The organism is Amycolatopsis sp. La24 (assembly GCF_029087445.1).
In the GTDB taxonomy this organism is placed as follows: domain Bacteria; phylum Actinomycetota; class Actinomycetes; order Mycobacteriales; family Pseudonocardiaceae; genus Amycolatopsis; species Amycolatopsis nivea.
This window is the reverse complement of record NZ_JARACH010000091.1, coordinates 1-20,775: the sequence shown is the minus strand read 5'-3', so window position 1 is coordinate 20,775 and position 20,775 is coordinate 1. Positions and strand designations below refer to the sequence as shown.

Annotated in this window: 20 protein-coding genes; 7 read left to right on the top strand and 13 right to left on the bottom strand. The window is 71.0% G+C overall.

Annotation, left to right across the window (positions count from 1 at the left end):
* The first annotated feature begins 411 nt into the window (after positions 1-411).
* Both PUT80_RS43445 and PUT80_RS43440 read left to right on the top strand, forming a co-directional pair.
* Positions 412-2,181 carry an HSP90 family protein gene (locus tag PUT80_RS43445; protein ID WP_275295606.1) on the top strand — a complete coding sequence of 590 codons (1,770 nt, stop codon included), beginning with the start codon at positions 412-414 and terminating at the stop codon, positions 2,179-2,181.
* Positions 2,181-4,925 (top strand): hypothetical protein, encoded by a 2,745-nt coding sequence (locus tag PUT80_RS43440; RefSeq protein ID WP_275295605.1) that lies wholly within the window; start codon positions 2,181-2,183, stop codon positions 4,923-4,925. The genes PUT80_RS43445 and PUT80_RS43440 overlap by 1 nt, the downstream gene beginning before the upstream one ends.
* A gap of 162 nt (positions 4,926-5,087) precedes the next feature.
* On the opposite strand, the gene PUT80_RS43435 is transcribed toward PUT80_RS43440, so the two are convergent.
* Complete coding sequence (locus tag PUT80_RS43435; protein WP_275295604.1) at positions 5,088-6,431, bottom strand: MFS transporter; 1,344 nt, start codon at positions 6,429-6,431, stop codon at positions 5,088-5,090.
* 64 nt (positions 6,432-6,495) lie between these two features.
* Between PUT80_RS43435 and PUT80_RS43430 the strand changes: the two genes are divergently transcribed.
* Positions 6,496-7,284: a winged helix-turn-helix domain-containing protein gene (locus PUT80_RS43430; protein WP_134728585.1), complete on the top strand. Its 789-nt coding sequence runs from the start codon at positions 6,496-6,498 to the stop codon at positions 7,282-7,284.
* Here the strand turns inward: PUT80_RS43430 and PUT80_RS43425 are convergent.
* The 11 genes from PUT80_RS43425 to PUT80_RS43375 all read right to left on the bottom strand — a co-directional run bounded on the left by PUT80_RS43425 (position 7,229) and on the right by PUT80_RS43375 (position 16,547).
* Entirely contained in the window at positions 7,229-7,846 is a 618-nt protein-coding gene (locus tag PUT80_RS43425) for a hypothetical protein (RefSeq protein WP_275295603.1), read from the bottom strand. The genes PUT80_RS43430 and PUT80_RS43425 overlap by 56 nt on opposite strands.
* 152 nt (positions 7,847-7,998) lie before the next feature.
* The gene (locus tag PUT80_RS43420) at positions 7,999-8,850 is read right to left on the bottom strand and encodes a DivIVA domain-containing protein (protein ID WP_037812417.1); all 852 of its coding nucleotides are present in this window, start codon (positions 8,848-8,850) and stop codon (positions 7,999-8,001) included.
* 53 nt (positions 8,851-8,903) lie between these two features.
* Positions 8,904-9,176 carry a YggT family protein gene (locus PUT80_RS43415; protein WP_037367937.1) on the bottom strand — a complete coding sequence of 91 codons (273 nt, stop codon included), beginning with the start codon at positions 9,174-9,176 and terminating at the stop codon, positions 8,904-8,906.
* 115 nt (positions 9,177-9,291) lie between these two features.
* Positions 9,292-9,864 carry a cell division protein SepF gene (sepF, locus tag PUT80_RS43410; RefSeq protein ID WP_037812419.1) on the bottom strand — a complete coding sequence of 191 codons (573 nt, stop codon included), beginning with the start codon at positions 9,862-9,864 and terminating at the stop codon, positions 9,292-9,294.
* Between the two features lie 81 nt (positions 9,865-9,945).
* On the bottom strand, positions 9,946-10,689 hold the full coding sequence (locus tag PUT80_RS43405; RefSeq protein ID WP_275295602.1) for a YggS family pyridoxal phosphate-dependent enzyme: 744 nt from the start codon (positions 10,687-10,689) through the stop codon (positions 9,946-9,948).
* On the bottom strand, positions 10,686-11,399 hold the full coding sequence (pgeF, locus tag PUT80_RS43400) for a peptidoglycan editing factor PgeF (protein ID WP_043838484.1): 714 nt from the start codon (positions 11,397-11,399) through the stop codon (positions 10,686-10,688). The genes PUT80_RS43405 and pgeF overlap by 4 nt, the downstream gene beginning before the upstream one ends.
* 235 nt (positions 11,400-11,634) lie before the next feature.
* Positions 11,635-12,951 (bottom strand): cell division protein FtsZ, encoded by a 1,317-nt coding sequence (ftsZ, locus tag PUT80_RS43395; protein ID WP_043838482.1) that lies wholly within the window; start codon positions 12,949-12,951, stop codon positions 11,635-11,637.
* A 228-nt stretch (positions 12,952-13,179) separates the two neighbouring features.
* Positions 13,180-13,941 (bottom strand): anti-sigma factor, encoded by a 762-nt coding sequence (locus PUT80_RS43390; RefSeq protein WP_275295601.1) that lies wholly within the window; start codon positions 13,939-13,941, stop codon positions 13,180-13,182.
* Complete coding sequence (sigK, locus tag PUT80_RS43385; RefSeq protein WP_275295600.1) at positions 13,938-14,546, bottom strand: ECF RNA polymerase sigma factor SigK; 609 nt, start codon at positions 14,544-14,546, stop codon at positions 13,938-13,940. The genes PUT80_RS43390 and sigK overlap by 4 nt, the downstream gene beginning before the upstream one ends.
* Entirely contained in the window at positions 14,539-15,273 is a 735-nt protein-coding gene (locus PUT80_RS43380) for a DUF1365 domain-containing protein (protein WP_275295610.1), read from the bottom strand. Before PUT80_RS43380 ends, sigK begins: the two co-directional genes overlap by 8 nt.
* Complete coding sequence (locus tag PUT80_RS43375) at positions 15,267-16,547, bottom strand: FAD-dependent oxidoreductase (RefSeq protein ID WP_037812429.1); 1,281 nt, start codon at positions 16,545-16,547, stop codon at positions 15,267-15,269. The genes PUT80_RS43380 and PUT80_RS43375 overlap by 7 nt, the downstream gene beginning before the upstream one ends.
* 63 nt (positions 16,548-16,610) lie before the next feature.
* Here PUT80_RS43375 and PUT80_RS43370 point away from each other — a divergent pair, with 63 nt between their 5' ends.
* Both PUT80_RS43370 and PUT80_RS43365 read left to right on the top strand, forming a co-directional pair.
* Complete coding sequence (locus PUT80_RS43370; protein ID WP_275295599.1) at positions 16,611-17,849, top strand: cyclopropane-fatty-acyl-phospholipid synthase family protein; 1,239 nt, start codon at positions 16,611-16,613, stop codon at positions 17,847-17,849.
* Positions 17,846-18,625, top strand: a complete 780-nt coding sequence (locus PUT80_RS43365; protein WP_275295598.1) for a DUF1295 domain-containing protein — start codon at positions 17,846-17,848, stop codon at positions 18,623-18,625. The genes PUT80_RS43370 and PUT80_RS43365 overlap by 4 nt, the downstream gene beginning before the upstream one ends.
* Positions 18,626-18,754: 129 nt before the next feature.
* On the opposite strand, the gene PUT80_RS43360 is transcribed toward PUT80_RS43365, so the two are convergent.
* Positions 18,755-19,264, bottom strand: a complete 510-nt coding sequence (locus PUT80_RS43360) for a DinB family protein (protein WP_134669168.1) — start codon at positions 19,262-19,264, stop codon at positions 18,755-18,757.
* A 114-nt stretch (positions 19,265-19,378) separates the two neighbouring features.
* Here PUT80_RS43360 and PUT80_RS43355 point away from each other — a divergent pair, with 114 nt between their 5' ends.
* Together PUT80_RS43355 and PUT80_RS43350 are read left to right on the top strand one after the other, a co-directional pair.
* Positions 19,379-19,813: an OsmC family peroxiredoxin gene (locus tag PUT80_RS43355; RefSeq protein ID WP_037812437.1), complete on the top strand. Its 435-nt coding sequence runs from the start codon at positions 19,379-19,381 to the stop codon at positions 19,811-19,813.
* Between the two features lie 119 nt (positions 19,814-19,932).
* Positions 19,933-20,646, top strand: a complete 714-nt coding sequence (locus PUT80_RS43350; RefSeq protein ID WP_275295597.1) for a DinB family protein — start codon at positions 19,933-19,935, stop codon at positions 20,644-20,646.
* The last annotated feature ends 129 nt before the right edge of the window (positions 20,647-20,775 follow it).

Here is a 20,775-nt window from a genome sequence, read left to right as displayed (position 1 = left end):
CGGGTGCTCCTTGCGTTCGTCGCTCGTACGGGCGACCGGCGGCCACCCACACGGGGACGAGACGCTCGCGCGTCACGCGGTACCACCCCGCTTGCCCGGCGCACTGCTCCCGGGCCACTCGTTGCGCGGCTGTCACGGGCCGCACCCGTCCGGTTCTACTGCGGGCGGCGACCGCCCGGTTCTTCCGGAGGCTCCCCGGTGATGGCCGGATCGACGCCTTGCTGACTCCAGGTTAACCCGTCGCCGCAACCCGCTTTCGCCCTGCCCCGGCCGGGCTCGCGCCGTCGCCGTGGGAAAAGGCGAAAACCGATGTCCGGCACCGGGTTCCGCCGATACGGTAACGACCGGGCGTGCGCGGCGGATGTGCCGGGCAGATCTTCCTTCCGGCCACAGCACAGGAGTCGAGCACGGGTGAACCGTAGTTTTCAGGTGGATCTTCGCGGGGTCGTCGACCTGCTGAGCCAGCACCTCTATTCCAGTCCCCGCGTCTACGTGCGCGAACTGCTCCAGAACGCCGTCGACGCGGTCACCGCGCGCCGGGCGGCCGACGATTCGGCGCCCGCGGAGATCGCGATCGAAGCCGGCGACGGGACGCTGCGGATCACCGACACCGGCATCGGCCTGTCCGAGGCGCAGGTGCACGAACTGCTCGCGACGATCGGCCGCAGCTCCAAACGGGACGAACTCGGCTACGGACGGCGGGATTTCCTCGGCCAGTTCGGGATCGGGCTGCTGTCGGCCTTCCTGGTCGCCGACGAGACCCGCGTCGTCACGCGTTCCGCGAGCGGCGCTCCCGCGGTCTCGTGGACCGGCCGCGCGGACGGCACCTACGCCGTCGGGCCCGGCGAACGGGACACGGTCGGCACCACCGTCACCCTCACCGCGCGCCGCGGCGCCGAGCAATGGTTCGTGCCGGAGACGGTCGCCGATCTCGCGACGCTGTACGGCTCGATGCTGCCGTTCGAAATCACCGTCAACGGCAAGGCGATCAGCGGCGCCGGCATCCCGTGGCAGGCCGACGAGCGCTCCCCCGGGCACCGCTCCGCGGACCTCGTCGGCTACGCGCAGGAGGTCCTCGGCTTCACTCCGTTCGACGTCGTCGACCTCGACGTGCCGGAGGCCGGGCTCACCGGCGTCGCCTACGTGCTGCCGTTCCCGGCGAACCCGGCCGAGCACGCCGGGCACCGCGTGTACCTCAAGCGGATGCTGCTCGCGGAGAACGCGCCCGGGCTGCTGCCGGACTGGGCGTTCTTCGCCCGCTGCGTCGTGGACACCGGCGAGCTGCGGCCCACCGCGAGCCGCGAGGCGCTCTACGACGACGACCAGCTCGCCGCGACCCGCGAAGCGCTCGGCGAGCAGCTGCGCGGCTGGCTCGTCGGGCTCTCGGCGACCAGCCCGCGGCGGCTGAACCAGTTCCTGAAGATCCACCACCTCGGCGTCAAAGCGCTCGCGCTGCACGACGACGACATGCTGCGGCTGGTCGACGAGTGGTGGCCGCTGGAAACGAACGTCGGCCGGATGACGCTCGCCGAGTTCCGCTCGCGCCACGGCGTGCTCCGCTACTGCGCGACCGCCGACGAATTCGACCAGCTGGCCGGGGTCGCCGCCGCGCAGAACCTGCCGGTGATCAACGGCGGCTACACCTACGACAGCGAACTCGTCGAACGCGTCGGCGCGCTCGAACCGGGGGTGCGCGTCGACCGGCTCGACCCGAGCGAACTCACCACCGCCTTCGCGGATCTCGCCCCGGACACCGCGCTGGCGGTCCGGCCGTTCGTCGCGGCCGCGCAACGCTGCGTCGACCGGCTCGGCTGCGAGGTCGTGCTGCGCGAGTTCGAGCCCGCGTCGCTCCCGGTGCTTTATCTCGTCGACCGCGCCGCCTCGTTCGCCGGCGAACTGCGCGCGACCAAGGAGGCCGTCGACGAGCTGTGGGCCGGGGTGCTCTCGGCCTTCGAAAAGCCGGAACGGGACCGCCCGCAGCTCGTGCTCAACTACCGGAACCCGTTGGTGCGGCGCGTTTCCCGGCTCGAGAACGCGGAACTGACCGCGCTGGCCGTCGAATCCCTCTACGGCCAGGCGCTGCTGCTCGGCAAGCACCCGATCCGGCCCGCCGACTCCGCGCTGCTCAACCGGGCCTTCCTCAGCCTTCTCGACCACGCCGTCCCGAACCGGGAGAACTGATGACCGCACCGACCGAAGAGGACCTGTGGAACCGGCTGGGGTCGGCCCGGGCCCTTCCGTTCGGCAAGGGCCAGATCGCCGCGACGGAGAGCCTGGTCCGGATCGCCGACGCCGAGCGCCTGCCGGACCTGCAGTACGCCGCCCGGCTCTCGCTCGTCCGCGCGTACACGCACGGCGGCGAGCCGGCGAAGTCGTTCGTGCCGTTCGCCTGGTGCCTCGCCAAGCACGACCAGGGCGAGGGCAACGAGCGGTGGGACTACATCCTCTTCTGGTCGTTCAAGTCCATCGTCACGTCGCTGACCGACTTTCCCGAGGTGCCGCTGGACCGCACCTACGCCGTGCTCGACGACATGGAGCGCCGGTACCGGGCGGCCGGGTACGCGATGAACCCGGTGCACCAGCACCGGCAGATCGTGGCGCGGCACGTCGGCGACCACGAAACGGCTGTCGAGCAGTACCGGCTCTGGGCCGCGGCCCCGCGCGGCGAGATGTCGGACTGCGTCGGCTGCGAACCGTCCGGCAAGGTCGCCCACCTGAGCCGCTACGGCCGGTTCGAGGAGGCGATCGAGGTCGCCGAACCGGTCCTCGGCGGCACGTTCACCTGCAGCGAGCAGCCGAACGGGATCCTCTCCTCGCTGCTGCTCCCGTTTGTCCGCACCGGACGGCTGGAGGAGGCCGCGCGAGCCCACCGGCAGGTGTACCGCACGATCCGGCACAACCGGCTGGACCTGGATCTCCTCCCCCGCCACCTCCGGTTCTGCGCGCTCACCGGCAACCACGTGCGCGGGCTTGAAATCCTCGAACGGCATCTCGGCTGGCTCGCCGACGCGCCCTCTCCGGACGTCGAGATGGAGTTCTGCGCCGCCGCCGCGCTCAACCTGCGCCTGGTCGCCGATTCCGGGCACGGCGGCACGACGGTGCGCCGTACCGACGGCGAGATTTCCGTCCAGGCACTGCACGACGAGCTTTCCGGGCGCGCACTGGGCATCGCGGCCCGCTTCGACGCCCGGAACGGCACCAGCGAGCAGAGCGACCTGATCCGCGACGTCCTCGCCGCCGAGCCGATCGTGGACCACCTCCCGCTGTCCTTGACCAGTCCGCGTCCGGTTTCCCCGCCGCGGACGCCCGTCGCACCGTCCCTTCCGGACACTCCCGAAGAGCTGGCCGATCTCGCCGACCAGCACTCCCGGCTCAGCGCTTACGAGGCCGCCGAAGCCGCGTGGGCGAAGTTCGACGAACTGTGCCCGGAACCGGCGGGGTCGCTGCTCGCCCGGCGGCTGTCCGGATCCGCGACCGCGGTCGTGGACACCGACCCCGAGGCCGCCGTGCGGGATTGGCTGCGCGCGGCCGAACTGTTCGCGGCCGAAGGCGACGAGGTCGCCCGGCACACCGCGGCGAGCAAGGCCGGGCTCGCCCGTTACCAGCTGGGCGAGCCCGAATCCGCTCTCGCCGCTCTCGCCGGCACGGCCGAGGCGCTCGCCGGGCTCGGCGACGTAGAACAGCACGTCCGCGCGCTGCTGCGGTGGTCCCTGGCGCTTTCCGGGAACGACGACCTCGACGCCGCGCTCGAGATTCTCGGCCGTGCCGAAGCCGCCGCCACCGAGGTTCCCGCTGAGCTGACCGCCCGGCTTTTGCTGCTGCGCGGCGAACTCACCGCACGCAGCGGCCGGCTGGACGAGGCGCGGGAACCGGCGGGACGCGCGGTGGACCTGTTCGCCGAAGCCGGGTTGGCCGAGCAGGAGGCGTGGGCGCGGCTCATCGCCGGGCGGATGGCCGCCGCGAGCGGCGAACTCGAGACGGCCTACGCCACGGTGCGGCCCGCCGAGTCCGCCGCCTCCCCGGGCCTGCGCGCCCAGGTGCGGCACACGCTCGGCTTGCTCGCGTCCGACCTCGACCTGCGGGACGAGGCGGTGGCCCACTACCGCGGCGAGGTCGCTGACCTGGTCGAAGCCGGGGACCTGTCCGGCGCCGCGCTCGCCCAGCTCGGACTGGCGTCCGCGGCCGAACGCGCCGGGGACCCGCTGACCGCCGCCGATGCCGCCGAGGCCGCGATCGAGGTCCTGGAGCAGGGCGACGACGAGGACGAACTGGCCCGGGCGCGCTACCTGCTCGCCGGAGCGCACCGCGCACTCAACCAGCCGGATCCGGCGCTGACCCTGCTGGAGCAGGTACTCGGGCACTTCGCCGCCGCGGGCAACCAGCCCGCCGCCGGGCAAGCGGCCGAGACCATCGGCGACCTCCTCGACGAACTCGACCGCGACGCCGAGGCCGCCTCGTCCTACGGGCGCGCAGCGGAGTACTACACGGCAGCGGAGCTCCCGGTCGACGCCGTGCGCAACCTCCGTCAGGCAGCGCTGTCATGGCAGTGGGCGACAGAAACGGATCAGGCGCTTTCGGTGCTGGCAGAAGCGGAAAAGAGCGCCGCGGACCTCGACGGCGACGAGCCGCCGATCCGCTGGGAACGAGCCATGGTCGCCTTGAACGGCGGCAAACTGCTGGGTGCCGCAGAGCGGCCCGAGCAAGCACTGCCCCGGGCGACCGCGGCCGTCGAACTGTTCCTGGCCCTCGACGCGACCACCGAAGCCGCGATCGCCGCGGGCCTGCGCGCCCGACTGCTGGTCGACCTGGGCCGCCCCGCCGAAGCCCGCGCCGCGACGCAGGCCGCGATCGAAGGCCTGCCGCCGGAAGCGACGGAACAAATCGAGCGGCTCGAATACATCCTGGCGAATCTCGACGCGGAGTAAGGCCTTTCGCCGGGCCCACGGGTTCTCCCGTGAGCCCGGCGGAAGGTGCTCTCTCGCCGGGGTTTTCTCCCCGCCGTTGCCGTGAGCCCCACGGCCGCCGTGCCCACGGGTTTTCTCGCAGGCCCCGGCGGAAGGTGCTCTCTCGCCGGACCCCGCCTCAGCTCACCCCGTCGGCTCAAGCCGCTTCCCGCGCACCCGCCTCTGCACCGTCACGACCGCCAGCACCGCGGCCACAACCCACAACCCAGCCGAAACAAACCCCAGCAAGTGCAGACCGTGCACGAACGACCCGCGCGCCCCCGGTTCCCCCGCCACCGCACCGAAAACCGCCACGCCCAGCGCACCGCCCGCCTGTCGCGCCGCGTTGTTGATTCCGCCCGCGATGCCTGCCCGCTCGTCCGGCGCGTCGGCGACCGCGGCGGTCACCACGGCGGCGGTCAGCAGTCCCATTCCGATGCTGAGCACGAACAGCGTCGGCAGCAGCGTCCAGTACCCGGTCCCGGGGCCGATGCGCAGCAGGTTCAGCATCGCCGCCGCGCCCAGCAAGAGCCCGGTCACGATCTGCGGGCGCGGGCCGAACCTCGCGGTGAGCCGTCCGGAGACCGGGCCGAGCAGCACCATCGGGACGAACATCGGCAGCAGCGCCGCGGCCGCGGCGATCGGGTCCGCGTGGAGCACATCCTGCAAGTACAGCGTGAACACCAGCACTGAACCCAGGCCGACGAAGTTCATCGCGGCGGACACCAGGTTCGCGCCCGCCGCCTGCCGGGACCGCAGCAGCGGCAACGGCAGCATCGGGGCCGCAGAACGCCGTTCCACCACCACGAACGCCACGGCCGCCGCCACCGCGAGCAAACCGACCCACGGCGTCCCCGCGATCACCGCGTACACCGCGGAGCCGAGCGCCAACGCCGCGGTCGCCGCCCCGGGAACGTCCACGCGGCCCGGCTTTCGGACGTCCCGCGGCACCAGCCGCCGGGTCGCGACGGCCGCCGCGGCGACGATCGGGACGTTCAGCCAGAACACCGGCCGCCATCCGGCCGTCTGCACGAGAATCCCGCCCAGCAGCGGTCCGGCAGGCAGGGCGAGCGCCGAAATCCCGGCCCAGATCCCCAGCGCCCGGGCGCGTTCCGTACGGCCGGGGAACGCCCCGGAGATCACGGCCATCGTGCCCGGCAGCAACAACGCCGCCCCGACCCCTTGCACCGCCCGGGCCGCGACCAGCCAACCCGCCGACTGCGCGAGCCCGCACGCTGCCGAAGCGGCCCCGAAAACGCCCAGCCCGGTCAGCACCACGCCGCGGTGCCCGAGGACGTCGCCGAGCGCTCCCCCGGTCAGCAGCAACGCGGCGAGCACGACCGAATAGCCGACCACCACCCACTGCAGCTGCGGGACGTCCGCGTGCAGTTCGCTGCCAAGAGTCGGGAGGGCGACGTTGACGACAGTGACGTCGAGCTGCACCAGGAACATCCCGGCGCACATGGTGAACAAGATCGCGGTGCGCATGGGTCCAGCAGACACCGGGAACGCTTCCGTCGCGGTGGAAGTGTGCCGGGGGCATGCTGGAGGCATGGAAGGAGACGCCGACATCGCGCGCACCGCCGCCCTGTTCGCCGATCCGGCGCGGGTCCGCGTGCTGATGGCCCTCGCGGACGGCCGGTCGCTGGCCGCGTCCGTGCTGGCCGGCGAAGCGGGTCTGACCGCCCAAGGCGTGAGCGCGCACCTGTCGAAACTGCTGGCCGCCGGGCTGGTGACGGCGGAAAAGTCCGGCCGGCACAGGTTCTACCGCATCGCCGGAGCGGCCCCGGAACTGCTGGAAGCACTCGCCCGGCACTCCCCCGCGCGCCCGGTCCGCTCGCTGCGGGAAGGCACGCGCGCGGAAGCCTTGCGCACCGCGAGATTGTGCTACGACCACGTCGCCGGACGACTCGGCGTCACCGTCACGGCCGCCTTGCTCGACCGCGGCGCGCTGGCCACTGTGGACGGTGACCCGACCACGCAGCGGCGGCCCGGGGACCGGATTTCCTCGCAGCTGCAAGAACATCCGTACGTGCTGGGGCCCGCTGCCGACGACGTGTTCGCCGCGTTAGGCGTGGATGTCGAAGCGGCCGCGGAGAGCCGTCGCCCGCTGCTGCGGTTCTGTCTGGATTGGACAGAGCAGCGCCATCACCTGGCCGGAGCCTTGGGCGCGGCGGTGACGCGACGGTTCATGGACGCGGGCTGGCTGCGGTCACGCGCGAAGGCGCACCGAGCCGTTCAGCTCACCGAAAGCGGCGCGAAGGTACTTGAAGAGGTGCTCGGCGTCAGCGATGCGCCGCGGCCAGCACAGCGTCCGGACCGCACCGCGCGCACGGCGTGAAGCCGAGCTGGCGTGCCTCGCCGACGCCGATCGGGATGGTGTCGCGACCGGACAGCCAGCCGCAGTCCACCAGGTGGTAGCGCGGGTACTCGTCGACGACCACGACCTCGTCCTCGAGCTCCTTGACCACCTCGAGGTCCTCCGGCGCGGTCTCCTCGACGCCGGGCGGCGTGTCGCGCACCGCCTTCGCCTCGGACTGGGGCTCGGCTTCCGCGGCGGGCTTCTCGAGCTCCGGTTCCGGCACGTCCGCCGGATCGCCCAGCTCGCCCGTCGCCGGGATCAGCGCGGTCTGCTCGGCGTCCTCCTCGGCCGGGACCGCTTCGTCCTTCGCCTCCGCCGCATCCGAATCGGCGGCTTCGGAGTCCTCGGACTCCTCGGACTCCTCGGCGTCCGAGGCGCGGTCCGCGCGCTTGCGGCGGCGCAGCCAGTCGACGAGCAGAAGGAGCCCGGCGAGCACGGAAAGGCCGATGGAAACCCAGGCCCACAGCGAGGTGCCCGTGATGAGCGCCGTGACGAGCAGCCCGAGAGCCGCCAGCACCAGAAGGAGGACGATGTAGAGCACGCTGAATTACAACACGCGCGGCCCGCCAACCGGGCGCGACCCGCCCACGCGGCGTGCTCCGCCGATGCCCCACCGTGGCGGGAACCGGACCCGGACACGCCGAAACCCCGCCGGGTCGGAAGGTCTTCCGGCGGGGTGCGTACGGCGGTGGGTCAGCCGGCCTCGGCGCGCGGGCCGAACGAGTAGCCCTGACCGCTGCTGCCGGTCGAGGACTGGCTCGAACCGGAAGAGGCCGACGCCGGGGCCGCGGAGCCGCGGTCGTCGAGCTCGCGCAGCTGGGACTCGAGGAATCCGCGCAGCCGGGTGCGGTATTCGCGCTCGATCGTGCGGAGTTCTTCGATCTTCTTGCCCAGAGCGCCCTTTTCGGCGTTCAGGTTGTTCATCGTCTCGGTGTACTTGCGCTGCGACTCGCGTTCCATGGTGGTCGCCTTGTCGCGCGCCTGGCGCTCCAGCGTCTCGGCGCGCGTGCGCGCGTCGTTCAGCATCGTCTCGGCGCGGGTGCGCGCCTCGTTCACCATCGAGTCGGACTTCGCCCGGGCGTCGGACAGCAGCTGCTCGGACTTGGTCCGCGCCTCCGCCAGCATCCCGTCGGACTCGGTCTTCGCCTCGGCGGTGAGCCGGTCGGCCATCTCCTGCGCCAGGCCGAGCACCTTGGCGGCCTGGACGTTCGGCTCGCCGCTGTCGGGGACCATCGAGTGCGCCTGGGTCTGCTCCATCGCCGAAGCGGGCGGCGGAACCGGGGCGAGCCGCCGCGACGGCTCGGGGTCGCGGCCCGGCGGCGGGCCGGCGACCTTCGCGTTCTCGAGCTCCGAGCGGGTCGACTCGAGCTCGGAGTCGAGCTGCTCGACCTGCTGGCGCAGCTCGTTGTTGTCCTCGATCAACCGGGCAAGCTCGGTCTCCACCAGGTCGAGGAACGCGTCCACCTCGTCCTCGTTGTAGCCCCTCTTGCCGATGGGCGGCTTGCTGAACGCGACGTTATGCACGTCAGCGGGGGTCAACGACATCAGATCACCTCACGCACTCCATGGCCTGCAGGACACACCCGGGTTTTCCCCGATCACCTGGGTGTCAGTTGCATCGCGAAGAACACAACCAACAGCAGCACCATAATCGACAAGTCCAGTCCTACGCCGCCGATCCGGACCATCGGAATGATCCTGCGGAACAACCGCACCGGCGGGTCGGTCACTGTGTAGATGGTCTCGAGCGTCACCGCAACCCCTCCGGCGGGACGCCATTCCCGTGCGAAAGTCCGCACGAGCTCGACCACGATCCGGGCCGTGAGCAGCAGCCAGAAGGCAAACAGCACGTACCAGATCGCAAGCCACACAGCATTCACGGCGACCACTCTAGCGGGGGACGGCCGGATTGGGCGCGACCAGTCGCCCTGAGGGCGACATAGTCGACAAAATCACGTCTGGCTGCGCCCAGCGGTCCGTTCCCGTTCACCCGCGCAGGAACAATCCGCCCTCGGCGATCCGCCTGCGGTCCTCGGCGGTCACGTCCACGTCGGGCGGTGAGAGAAGGAACACCTTGTTGGTGACCTTGTCCATCGACCCCCGCACGGCGAACGCCAGGCCCGCCGCGAAGTCCACGATCCGCTTGGCGTCCGCGTTGTCCATCTCGGTGAGGTTGATGATCACCGGGATGCCCTCGCGGTAGTGCTCGCCGATCGCCCGCGCCTCGATGTAGCTCGTCGGGTGCAGCGTGGTGATCCGGCTGAGCGGGTCCCTCGCCGGCGCGGCGACCGGTTCGGCGACCGGGCGCAGCCGGGCGACCGGCTCCGGCTGGCGGTCCACGGCGAGCGCGCCGTGCGTCGCCGGCTCGGCCGCCATCGACCGGGACCGCACGCGCGCGGCCGGTTCGTCGTAAGCCTCTTCGACGTCGCGGTAGCGCGCCCGGGACCGCGCCGGCGGCTGGTCGTAGCCGTCGTCGTAGTCGTCGTAACCGTCGTCGTAGCCGTCTTCGTCCGCGGGCACCATCCCGAAGTAGGCCTTCAGCTTCTGCAGCGCGCTCATAGCCTCTCCCTAGCCCTTGCCGCTCCCGCACCGTTGTGCCCCGCCCGGCCGGACACGAAACGTGACCACCGGGCGGACTCCCTACGGCGAGGCTAAACCGCGCCCGCCGAGCAACGCGGTTCCGACACGCACACACGTCGAGCCGTGCCGGATCGCCTGGTCCAGATCATGGCTCATTCCGGCGGACACGTCAGCCGCTTCGGGATGCCGGGCGCGGACTCTTTCCGCTGCGTGGGACAGGCGGGCAAAAGCAGTGCCCGGGTCCTCCCCCAACGGGGCCACCGCCATCACGCCTCGCAGTCGCAGCTCCCCCGTGTGGGCGATGCGGTCGGCGAGGGCGTCGAGCTCCTCGAGCGGGGTCCCGCCGCGCGCGACGTCGCCGTCGAGGCTCACCTGGACCAGGACGTCGAGCGGTCCGGTCCGCTCGCCCGCCTCCTGCGCGGCGGCGACCGCGCGGGCGAGCGCGTCGGCGAGCCGCGCCGAATCGACCGACTGGACCTCGGCCGCCCAGCGCACGACCGAACGCGCCTTGTTCCGCTGCAGCCGCCCGACCATGTGCCAGCGCGGCGCGGCGCCCGGGCGCAGCTGCGCGACCTCGGCCGCCTTCGGACCGGCTTCCTGGTCGCGGTTCTCGGCGAGGTTCAGCAGCCCGAGGTCGGTCAGCAGCGCGGCGTCGCTCGCCGGGAAGGTCTTGGTGACGCCCAGCAACCGCACCTCGTCGCGGGATCGGCCGGCCTCGGCGCAGGCGTTCGCGATGCGTTCCTCGACCGCGGCCAGCGCCGCCGCCAGCTCCGCCCGCCGCTTCTCTGCCGGGTCCTCGGTCACGCTTTCTCCTCTTCAAGCCAGGTGATGCCGGCGATGCGGCCGGTGGTGCCGTCGCGGCGGAAGCTGAACAACGTCTTGTCCTCCGCCGTGCAGCGCGGATCCGCGCCGACGCGTCCGACGCCGAGGTCGGCCAGCTGCTGCCAGAGCCCGGCGCGCAGGTCCAGACCGGTCGTGCCCTTGCGCGTTTTGCAGGCGCTGCCGGGCAGGTGCTTCTCGACGTCCGCGGCCATCGCGGCCGGGACCTCGTAGCAGTCGCCGCAAATGGCCGGGCCCAGCAACGCCTCGACACGGCCCGGTTCGGCGCCGAGATCGCGCATCGCCTCCAGCGCGGCGGGAACCACGCCGACGCGCGCGCCGACCCGGCCCGCGTGCACCGCGGCGACGACGCCCGCTTCCGGATCCGCCATGAGCACCGGGACGCAGTCCGCGACCAGCACCACGAGCGCGACGCCCGGACGGTCGGTCACCAGCGCGTCAGTCGCTTCGGCCGCGGCGGTCTCGGTGCCGTCCACGACGGTCGCGGTGCGGCCGTGCACCTGCTCCATCCAGGCCAGCTTGTCCTCCGCGAGACCGAGTTCGGACGCCAGCCGCTTGCGGTTGGCGTAGACGTCGCCCGCGTCGTCGCCGACGTGGTCGCCGAGGTTGAAACTCTCGTACGGCGGCCGGGAAGCCCCGCCCGCCCTGGTCGTGACCACTCGTCGTACTCGCACCCCGCCATCCTGCCAAAAACCGCAGCGGCCGCTGAGGCGAGTCTCGCGAGCGGCGATGCCGGTTCTCGCCGGAGCCATTGCGCACGAGACCCCTGGAAGTCCCGAGGCTCCGCACCGCCAGACGGCGTCGCGAGCGGCGGTCCCGGCGAGAACCGGCGCCAACACCCACGAGGGTCCGGACACGGCAACGGCCGCCCCGACCAGATCGGGGCGGCCGCTGCTCGCGAGTCCTTGCTTACCGCCGCATGAACGGGGGCACGTCGACGTCGTCGTCGGTCGGGTCGTCGTGCACCGTGGTCGGGCGGCTCGGCAGACCGCCCGTCGCAGAACCGGAACCGATCGGCGAATACCCCCGCGAGCCGCCGCCCGGCTGGGGAAGGCCGCCCGGCGGGGTGCCGGTGCCCGGCTGCGGCAGGCCTGAGGGCGGGGTCCGCGGCGGAGCGACCGGGTAGCCGGAGCTGCCCGCGGGCGGCACCGGAGTGGCCCCGGTCTGCGGCGGGGTCTGCGCGGCCGAACCGCCGCCGACCTGGCCCGCCGCGGCGGACGCGGTGCCGTTGCCCTGTTTGCCGCCGAACGCGGGCGGGTCGAGCTTCTTGTGGGTGGGCGCGCCCGCGTCGAAGCCGGCCGCGATCACCGTGACGCGGACCTCGTCGCCGAGGGAGTCGTCGATGATCGTGCCGAAGATGATGTTCGCGTCCGGGTGCGCCGATTCCTGCACGAGCGACGCGGCCTCGTTGATCTCGAACAGCCCGAGGTCCGATCCGCCCGCGATGGACAGCAGCGCGCCGTGCGCCCCGTCCATCGACGCTTCCAGCAGCGGCGAGTTGATCGCCTTCTCCGCCGCCTGTATCGCCCGTCCCTCCCCGCGCGCGGAGCCGATGCCCATCAGCGCGGAGCCCGCGCCGGACATGACGCTCTTGACGTCGGCGAAGTCCAGGTTGATCAGACCCGGCGTGGTGATCAGGTCGGTGATGCCCTGGACACCGGAGAGCAGCACCTCGTCGGCGGAGCGGAACGCGTCCATCAAGGACACGCCGATGTCGCCGAGCTGCAGCAGCCGGTCGTTCGGGATCACGATCAGCGTGTCGCACTCGTTGCGCAGCTGCTGGATGCCGTCCTCGGCCTGCTTGCCGCGGCGTTTGCCCTCGAAGGTGAACGGGCGGGTCACCACGCCGATCGTGAGCGCGCCGAGCTTGCGGGCGATCTGCGCGACGACCGGCGCGCCGCCGGTGCCGGTGCCGCCGCCCTCGCCCGCGGTCACGAACACCATGTCGGCGCCCTTGATGACCTCTTCGATTTCCTCGCGGTGGTCCTCGGCCGCCTTCTGCCCCACCTCGGGGGCGGCTCCGGCGCCGAGTCCGCGGGTGAGTTCCCGGCCGATGTCGAGCTTGACGTCGGCGTCGGACATGAGCAGTGCCTGCGCGTCGGTGTTCACCGCGATGAACTCGACACCCTTGAGGCCGACCTCGATCATCCGGTTCACGGCGTTCACGCCGCCGCCGCCGATGCCGACGACCTTGATCACCGCAAGGTAGTTGTGCGGGGGCGTCATCGGGTCCGCCTTCCTGATCGTGATGTGCACATGCCGCCCGCCGGGGCCGGAAACCCTCAACCTCAACCCGAGAGTGAGAGTTATGTCAACCACCGGCGTCAAGGCAGGACGGTAGGCGCCGCGCAAGCTCTAATCCAGTAGCCACGCCGTGAGCGGCAAAGGTGTTTTGCCACAACGCGAAGCCGCGCGCAAGGCCGGAACCCGCCGCGAGGCCCGGCGCGCGGTCTGCTATGCGGGCACCGAAGCGACCAGGACCACGTCCTTCGACGGCTTCCCCGACGGCGACCCGCCCGCCTGCTCCACGCTCACCGCGAACTGCTGCGCACCGGCCAATCCGTCCGCCACCACCAGCGAACCCGACGGTCCGCCCGGCAGCAGACCGGCCGGACGCGGCGCGAGCTCCGGGCCCATCAGCCACGCCTCGTACACCTGCCCGGACGGCACCGGCGGCAGCCCGGACTGCATGAACATCACGCGGTCCAGCTTCCGCGAAACCACCACGGTCCCGCCGCCTCCGCGCGGCGACGCGACGTGCGACGTCTGGCTGTCCGGCGCGGCGAGCAGCTCGGCCACCGGCGCGTAGCGGTCGCGCGCGGCGTCCAATTCGGACTGTGCGCTGTTCAGCTGGCTGCTGGTGTGCAGCGCGATCCCGCCGAACACGCCGGCCAGGGCGAGCCCGATGACGGCCGCCGCGGCGGCGATCAGCATCGGCCAGCGACGCGGTCCGCGCGGACGCGGTTCCGCGGCGCCGGTCCGCGGCGGCAGCTGGCGCGTCGTGCGCATCTCCGCCAGCACCCGGTCCTTGAGACCGGACGGCGGCTGCTCGTCCATCGCCGCGCCGAGCCGCGCCGCGGTCTCGCTCAGTTCCCGTACTTCCTGCGCACAGGCATCGCACTGTTCGAGGTGACGGCGGAACTGGGCCCGCTCGACCTCCGACAGCGCGTCGAGCGCGTACGCGCCGGCCAACGTGTGCATCTCCGGACTGCTCACGCCGTCACCCCCAGGCAGTCGCGCAACCGGATCAACCCGTCGCGCAGTCTGGTCTTGACCGTCCCCTGCGGCGTGTCCAGCACGTCGGCGACCTCGCGATAGGTATAGCCCTGGTAGTAGGCCAGGAGGACGGATTCCCGCTGCAATTCGGTCAGCGTCTTCAGGCAGCGCCGCACCTGCGAGCGTTCCAGGCGGGTCGCGACGGATTCGGCAACCTCGTCGAACGGCCGTCCGCGCGCGGCCTCGAAGGTCGCTTTCCGCTCGCGTTCGGTGCTCGCCCGCGCCGACCGGACCCGGTCGACCGCGCGGCGGTGCGCGAGAGTCATCGCCCAGTTCAGGACGCTGCCTTTCCCCGGCGAATAGCGCGTCGCGGTCTCCCACAGCTCCACGAGCACCTCCTGCGCGACCTCCTCGGACTGCGCGGGGTCCCGCACGATGCGGCGGACGAGCCCGTAGACGGGACCGGCGAGCTGATCGTAGAGCCGTTCGAAGGCGCGTTCGTCCCCCTTCGCGACCAGTGCCATCAAATCCTCGGCACTCGTCGGCGGCACCGCCGAAAGCCGGTCCGCTGGACGGGTGCTCTCGTCCCGTGCGCTCTCATCCATGGAGGGCTCCTGCCGTGTTCTGTCCGGTCCGGGCGGCGAGCGGGGCCTTGCGCCGCCACAGCGCGAGCCCGTGGCGACGGATCAACGCGGCGACGCGCTGCGGCTGCAGCGGCCTGCCCAGCAGGAAGCGCGCGAGCGTGCGGATCCCGACCGGACGGCGGACTCCTCGCAGCGTAGCGGTCAGGGCGGCGTCTCCGTCGTGCTGCAGGACGACGGTCAACGCCAGCAGCGCGTCCGGCCGCGGCAGGTGCATCCGATACTCCCCCGCCATCTCCTGGAACGGCGACACGTAGAACTCCTTGTCCGCCCGGAGCGCCCCGTGGTCTTCGCCGGGCCGGAGCAGGTAGGCGTGCCGGCCGCCGTAGGTGTTGTGCACCTCGGCGACCACGCAGGCGAGCGCGCCGTCCGGCGTGTGGCACCAGTAGACCGTGATCGGATTGAACACGTACCCGAGAACGCGCGCCGACGCGAGCATCGTCACCGGCCCGCCGCGCAAGTCCACCCCGCGGTGCGCGAGCCAAGCGTCCAGTTTGGACCGGATGTCGCCGGGTTCGTCCCGGCCGAAGTGGTCGCGGCCGTCGAAGCGCGCGAACGGCCGGAGCCACCACGGCAGCCGCGGCAGGTCGTCGAGCTCGGTCCGCCACAGGTACATCCGGTGCGCGAAGGAGTACGGCGGGTCGGCCCGGCGGACGTGCGCGACGGTGGCGTCGTAGAGAGCGGTCACCAGGTCACCCCGAAACTGGCCGCGGCGCGGACGCCGGAGGAACAGCCGTCCTCGTGGAATCCCCAGCCTTGATAAGCGCCCGCGTAGGCGAGGACGCCATCGTTCAACTCCGCCAGGTTCCGCTGCGCGGCAACGGATTCCGGCGTGTAAACCGGATGCTCGTAGGACATTTTCGCGACCACCGCGTCCGGATCGAGGCCGACGCTCGGATTGAGGGTGACGGCGTACGTCGTCGCTTCGTCGAGGCCCATCAAGCGATTCAGGTCGTACGTGACTTGGACAGCGCGCAGATCCGCCCCGCAGCCGGGCGTCCGGTAATTCCAGGAGGACCGGGCACCCGGCACAGTCGGCAGCACTGCGGGATCGGTGTGCAGCCAAGCTTCGTTGCGCGAGTAGCGGAAAGCACCGAGCAGCTTCTGTTCGGCCGCAGTGGGATCCGGCAACAATCGCAACGCTTGATCCGCGTGCGTCGCGACCACAACTCGGTCGACCCGGTGCGCCGTGTCGGCGTCGTCGCGCACCTCGACGCCGCGCGCGGTCCGCCGCACCGCGCGAACCGGAGTGGACAAATGCACCGCGGTCAACTGCTTGGCCGCCCGCTCGACGTACTCCCGCGAACCGCCGACAACCGTCCGCCACGTCGGCGAATTCCGCACGCTGAGCATTCCGTGGTTGCGCAGGAATTCGAACAGGTACCGCGCCGGATACTGCATGGTGTCGGTGCGATCGGCGGACCACACGGTCGACACGAGCGGCAGCACGAAATGGTCCACGAAATACCGCGAATATCCGCCGATCGCCAGGAACGCGCCGAGCGGCACGTCGCCGGCTTCGGGGCGCGCCAGCAGTCGTGCGGCGTGCCGGTGGAACCGCTTCACTTCGGCCAGCATGAGCAGGTAGCGCGTGGACGCGGCATTGCTCCGTTGCGCGAACAACCCGCGCACGCCTTTCGCCCCGGCATACTGCAGACCGCAGCCGTCGCAGCGGATGCTCATCGACATCTCGGTCTCGCGGGTGCGGACGCCGAGTTCGCCGAACAGCCGCAGCAGCGTCGGGTAGGTGCGCTCGTTGTGGACGAGGAACCCGGAGTCGACGGCGACCGTCCCGCCGTGCGCACTCGGCACGTCGTGGGTGTGGGCGTGGCCGCCGAGCCGGTCGTCGGCCTCGAACAGCAGAACCTCGTAGCGGCGCTGCAGCAGGTACGCGGCGGTGAGGCCGGCGACCCCGCTGCCGATGACAGCGATGCGTTGTCCCGTGGTGTGGTGCACGGAAGGCATTCGGCGCGGCGGCCCGGCCGGATTGGTACCAATCCGCGCGAACCTCGGCTCCGAATCCCCCGCATGCCGAAATCCGCAGCCCATCGACTCGCCGACTTCGCCGAACGCGTCCTCGGCGGCCCGCTGCCGGTCGCCGTCCGCACCTGGGACGGGCGCCAGGCGGGGCCGGCCGGGCCGACCGTCGTCCTGAAAAACCGCCGCGCCCTGCGCTGGCTGCTGTACTCCCCTGGTGAACTGGGCCTGGCCCGCGCTTACGTCTCGGGCGACCTGGACGTCGAAGGCGATCTCACCGAGGGCTTCCGCCGCGCCTGGGCTTACCGGCCGCACCTGTCCGCACGGGACTTCGGCGAGGCGGTCCGCCTGGCCGCCCGGCTCGGGGTGTTCGGCCTGCCGCCGAAACCGCCCGCCGAGGAGGCCCGGCTGCGCGGGAAGCTGCACACCCTCGGCCGGGACCGCTCCGCGATCTCGCACCACTACGACCTGTCGAATGCCTTCTACCAGCTGCTGATGGACGATTCGATGGCGTACTCCTCGGGCTACTGGTCCGAAACCGCCGATCTCGCCCGCGCCCAGCACGACAAACTCGAGCTGATCTGCCGCAAACTCGGCCTGCGGCCGGGCATGCGCCTGCTCGACGTCGGCTGCGGCTGGGGTTCCCTGCTCGTGCACGCGGCGAAGCACCACGGCGTCGAAGCGGTCGGCGTCACCATCTCCGCCGAGCAGGTGCAGCACGTCAAAACGCGGCTGGCGCAGCACGATCTGGACGACCGCGTCGAGGTGCGGCGGCAGGACTACCGGGAGCTGGCCGGGGAGTCCTTCGACGCCGTAGCGTCCGTCGAGATGGGCGAACACGTCGGCGAAAAGAACTACCCGACCTACGCCAGCACGCTGTACCGGATGCTCAAGCCGACCGGACGCCTGCTGCTGCAGCAAATGTCGCGCGGAGCGGTCGCACCCGGCGGCGGCGCGTTCATCGAGCGCTACATCGCCCCCGACATGACCATGCGCCCGCTCAGCCGCACGCTCGGCCACCTCGAAACCGCCGGCTTCGAAATCCGCGACGTGCACGCGTTGCGCGAGCACTACGTCCCGACCGTGCGAGCGTGGGCAGACACCCTGGAGCGGCACTGGGACGAGGCTGTCGCGCTGATCGGCGAGGCAGGCGCCCGGGTCTGGCGGCTGTACCTGGTCGGCGGCGCGCTCGCCTTCGAGGAGAACCGCATGGGCGTGGACCAGATCCTCGCGGTGCGCCCGGACGCGACCGGCCGCTCCGCCCTGCCGTGGACGAGGGAGTGGGCATGATCGCGCTGCTCGCCCTCACCGGCGGAGTCACCCTGGTCGCGGTCACCGTGACCTTCGGCATCGCGCGTCTGCGCCGCCGCTACGACACCATCGACACGTTCTGGGGCTTAGGTTTCGCCCTCGTCGCCGTGGTCTCGTTCCCGTTCGGCACCGGCCCGCTCGCCCTGCGCCTGACGACGGCCGCGCTCACCGTCGTCTGGGGCGTCCGGCTGGCCGTCCACCTGCACCTGCGCAACCGAGGCAAGCCGGAAGACCCGCGCTACCAGCAGATCGCCGAACGCGCCGGGCCCAACCCCGGCGTCCGGATCTTCGTGCGGACCTACCTGATGCAGGCCGCGGTCCTGTGGTTCGTCTCGCTGCCCGTGCAATTCGCCATGTCCGGCACGGGTTTCGGCGTGACTGCCTGGCTGGGCGTGGCGGTCTGGCTGGTCGGCTTCGCTTTCGAAACCGTCGGCGACGAGCAACTCCGCCGCTTCCGCGCGAACCCGGCCAACCGCGGCGAAGTCCTCGACACCGGCCTCTGGCGCTACACCCGGCACCCGAACTACTTCGGCGACGCCTGCGTCTGGTGGGGCCTCTACCTGCTTGCCTGCTCGACGTGGCCCGGCGCGGCGACAATCCTTTCCCCGGTCGCGATGACCTTCACCCTCGCCCGCGGCACCGGCAAGCCCATGCTGGAAAAAGGCATGCGGCAGACTCGCCCCGGCTACGCCGACTACATCGCCCGCACCAGCGGGTTTGTCCCGCTTCCGCCGAAAAAATTCACTCCCCGGTGAGACCGCGCAGCAACACGAGACGCCGCTAGGTCCCCACCGTCACGAGCCAGTCGCCCGCGAACCCCACCGGATCGTCCAAAGACCGCTCGGAGCACGTCCACTCCACGGTCGCGCGCAGCAGTTCGAGGCTCATTCCCCGGTGAGACCGTCGGTCAGCTCGCGCAGCAGGTCAAGATGCCCGAGATGGCGCGCGGTCTCCTCGATCATGTGCGTGACGACCCAACGCACCGTGAGCGGTTTGTCCCCCTTGAACAGCACTGTGTCGTCGAACCCTCGCGCCGCCACGACCGCGCGGCACTTCTCAGTCTCCGCCTCGTAGTCGGCGATCAGCTGGGTCATCGGCAGTTCCAGCGCGAGCCGGAACTCAGCGTCCCGGTCGATCTCGAGCCGGTCCGCCCACTCGTCCGGCTGCCCGTCGAGCACGACGCGGAACCAGTAGTTCTCCACGAGCGTGAGATGGCACAACAGCCCGGCGATCGTGGTCAGCTCGCTGGGCACGTGCGTCCGGCGGGCTTGCTCGTCGGTGAGGCCGGAGCATTTCCACACCACGCTGGCGCGCAGGAAGTCGAGGAAGCCGGTGAGCTGGGTGCGCTCGTCCCCCGCCATCGGCGGGTCGGGACGTTCAGGAGCATCGGTCACAGTTCGCAGTCTGCCGCACCCGGCCACCCGTTTTCGCGATTTAACTTGCGCGCAATGTAATTGCGCACTACCTTCATGGGAGCAGCACCCCCAACCGTTTCGAAGGAGACAGCGATGCCCAGCCGCGACGCGACCACCCACTGGACCGGCGGACTGCAGAAAGGCAAGGGCGAGGTCACGTTCGACTCGTCGAACCTCGGCACCTACGAGGTGTCCTTCCCGACCCGCGCGGGCGACCCGGACGGTCAGACCAGCCCCGAGGAACTCATCGCCGCGGCCCACTCGAGCTGCCTGGCGATGAACCTCTCCGGCGTGCTGGAGTCCCAGAAACTGGAAGCCGAGTACATCGACGTCTCCGCCGAAGTGACCCTCGGCCCGGCCGACGGCGGCGGTTTCGAAATCAGCGGCATCGCCATCACCCTGCGCGCGAAACTGGACGGCGTCACCGCGGACCAGTTCGCCGAGCTGGCCAAGACCGCCGAACAGACCTGCCCGGTCTCCAAGGCCCTCTCCGGCACCACCATCACCCTGGACGCTGCACTGGCCTGACCGTAGTTCGCGAGGGGAACCCTGACGGAATCCGATTCCTCCAGGGTTCCCCTCACGACGTTCCCCCGCACGACTCGCGGCACCCGGTTTTGTCGGTGGCCGCTTCTACGATGCGGATCATGAAAAAGCATGTCGACGAAGACCTGCACGACGCGGAGTTCCGCGAATGCGACCTGACCGGCGCGCGCCTGATCGGCGTGGTCATGCAGGACGCCGTGATCGACGGACTCGTCTCCAACCTCGTGGTGAACGGCGTCGAAGTCAGCGGCTACGTCGAAGCAGAACTGGACCGCCGCCACCCAGTGCGAGCACTGATCCGCTCCGACGACCTTGACGACCTGCGCGAAGCAGCGCGCCAACTCCGCGCCGACTGGACCACGACGATCGAGCGCATCCGCCGCACTCCCGGCATCGAACACCGCAGCGTGAACGACGAATGGTCGGCCGCACAAACGATGCGCCACCTGGTCTTCGTCCACGACTCCTGGTTCCGCCGCTGCTGCCGAGGCTCGACGGCACTCTTCACCCCCATGGGCATCGGCCCGGCCGTCGAGCCCTACCGCGAAGCACACGGCCTGAACCTCTCGGCAACTCCGTCCCTGGACGAAATCGCGACCGTGCGCGACGCACAAACCGCCGAACTAGAGACCTGGCTGAACGAGATCACCGCCGCCGAACTGGCAGCCCCCGCTCCAGTACCCGACGACGACGTCTGGCCGCCCTACGCAAGAGGCCGCACAGTACGCCAATGCCTACGCACAGTGCTCAACGAAACCTTCGAACACCACGGCTTCTGCACCCGAGACCTAGACCTCATCGACCAAGCCAACTAAAAACCCAAAACAAACCGCAGCCAGCACACCCAACCCATCAAGGCAGCCACACCTCCCCCACCCCCGATACGAAGCCCAAAACACGGCGCGGGGGTGCTTGTCAAGGCATCTTTCCCGCCTTGACAAGCA